Below are 2221 nucleotides of genomic sequence, written 5' to 3'. Positions count from 1 at the left end.
GGGGCAATTGGTGGTTTATTTGAGATTAAATGCAATTAAACCTCCTGATTATGTTGGGTGGTAGTGGTGAACTGGTGTCATAGCATCCTATTTCCTTTTTATAATAAACAGTACAATCGATTCTGACAGGTGCAACGGAACGCTTTTTTACTTATTCAAAATCTTCTTGGTTACAAATTCATTAAAAAAGAAATCTCTGTAAATATTACCAATCGGGATTTCGTTTTTTCCTATATAAATAGTATTGTTATCTACAGAATCTATTTTCTTTACATTGATTATATAAGATTTGCTGACTCTGACAAAGAAAAATTTTGGAAGCAAATCATTAATAGTTTTAATGTTCATCAGGGTGATCACTTTTTGATTTTCTAAATAAATAACCACATAGTCTTTTAAACCTTCGATAAAAAGAATGTCACTAAAATGAACTTTGAACATCCTGCGGTCTGCCCTTACGAAAATATAATCATCGGTTATGTTTTCTATATTACTGTTTATATAATCATTATGGAACAATTTGCAATACGTCTGTGCTTTTTCAACTGCTTTTTGAAAGCGTTCTAATTTTACAGGTTTGATCAAATAGTCAATAGCATCGACTTCATAACTCTCAGAAGCAAATTCATGAAAGGCGGTAGTAAACACCACTAAAGTTTTTTTAGGAATGGTTCTGGCAAATTCAATTCCATTCACTCCCGGCATTTGAATATCAAGAAATACCAAATCAACAGCATTTTTTGCCAGAAATTCTCTTGTAGCGTCCGCGCCATTAAAAGAAGCTATAGACTCCAGATTTTCGGTCTGATAAACCAGTTTTTGGATTGCTTTTCTTGCTAATGGCTCATCATCAACTATTATGCAGTTCATTTTAAAATTTTAAAGTTAAGGTAACGCAGTACGTTTCTGAATTGTCTTCTATTTTCAAATCATGTGAAGAAGGGAACAGGAGTTCCAGCCTTCTTTTAATATTGGCCAGTCCTAATCCCCCGGATTTATTAACTGCTTTTACCGCGGGTTTTGAATTTATGCATTTGAAAAAAAGCTCAGTATGGCGAACATCGAAAAACAAATTTACATAGGATAATTTCGCTGAGTCATTATTGTGTTTTACGGCATTTTCGACAAATGAAATAAATAATAATGGCGGAACCTGAACACCGCTCAATTCACCTTCTTTGGATATTAAATAATTGAAATTATCACGTCTGACTTTCTCCAGGTTTAAAAAATCTTCTAAAAAATGGATTTCTGAAGTTAATAAAACTTTATCTCTCGAGCTGTCATAAAGCTGATAACGAAGCAGGTCACTTAGTTTCACCAAAACCTGCGAAGCTTTTTTAGGATCATCTTCAATCAAAACATTGGCATTATTAAGCATATTAAAAAGGAAATGCGGATTGATCTGGTTCTTGAGCTGTTCCAGTTCGGTATTAGTTTTTGCCAGGTCCAGATCATGAATCAGCTGCGCATCAGATATCCACTGCTGGAATAATTTAACTGCTGCCGATGCAATAATAAGCACCATGATCATAAAGGAAAAGGTAAAAAAGTTGATATTGTCATCCTCGTAAGGCAGTAAATCAGGTTTAAAATAAAAAGCAAAAACTTCATGAGCGTAAAACGATAGAATCATGCCTGAAAGCACAAAAAGACCATAACTCAGGTATTTTTTTCTAAACAAAAATTTAGGCAAAAAGAAATACATATTACCGTAGGCCAATAAAATTATCTGAAAAAAAATGACCAGTCGATTATAGGTTTCGAAAGGTTCTATATAGTCTGCCGGACTGTAATACAAAACAACAATACAAAATGCGATCGGTAACAAATGACGTTGAAATCGGTATTTTTTTGAAATGATCAACTGAAGCATCCAATTGGCATCCATGGTTTTTCTGTGTAAAGTTTTATTCATAAACCTATTTTAGGTTTCTGGCAAATGTAGCAATACGCAAAGAATGTAAATTATTTTATATACAAAAGCGCATCAATTATATACCAAAATAAGATGTAAAGATGGCAAACCTTTTTTCTACAAGAAAAATAATAACCTAAAAGCCAAAAAAAGATATTCGCTTCAATCCACATCTCTCCAATACGTTTTGAGCAGCGCTGTTTCCAACCAGGAATTATTTGTTTTGAAAATCCAGCTTCTTTCGCTTAAACCTCATTGTGCGATTTATTTTACTAGATGTAAAGGCTGCTTTAATATATAAAG

2 protein-coding genes are annotated in these 2221 nt (G+C 33.1%); both read right to left on the bottom strand.

Going from position 1 to position 2221, the window contains the following annotated elements; translation table 11 throughout:
* Positions 1–147 precede the first annotated feature (147 nt).
* Positions 148–870, bottom strand: coding sequence for a LytR/AlgR family response regulator transcription factor (locus A4R26_RS09135; RefSeq protein WP_081163486.1), 723 nt, complete (start codon positions 868–870; stop codon positions 148–150).
* A 1-nt stretch (position 871) separates the two neighbouring features.
* Complete coding sequence (locus A4R26_RS09130; RefSeq protein WP_081163485.1) at positions 872–1918, bottom strand: sensor histidine kinase; 1047 nt, start codon at positions 1916–1918, stop codon at positions 872–874.
* Between the last annotated feature and the right edge of the window lie 303 nt (positions 1919–2221).

This window comes from Niastella populi, assembly GCF_002078015.1.
Taxonomy (GTDB): Bacteria; Bacteroidota; Bacteroidia; order Chitinophagales; family Chitinophagaceae; genus Niastella; species Niastella populi.
Note: the sequence above shows the minus strand (reverse complement) of the source record. Positions and strands in the feature narration are given on the sequence as shown.

Coding starts and splice junctions, on each gene's coding strand:
- A4R26_RS09130 (WP_081163485.1), bottom strand. CDS start 1,918: ATGAATAAAACTTTACACAGAAAAACCATGGATGCCAATTGGATGCTT.
- A4R26_RS09135 (WP_081163486.1), bottom strand. CDS start 870: ATGAACTGCATAATAGTTGATGATGAGCCATTAGCAAGAAAAGCAATC.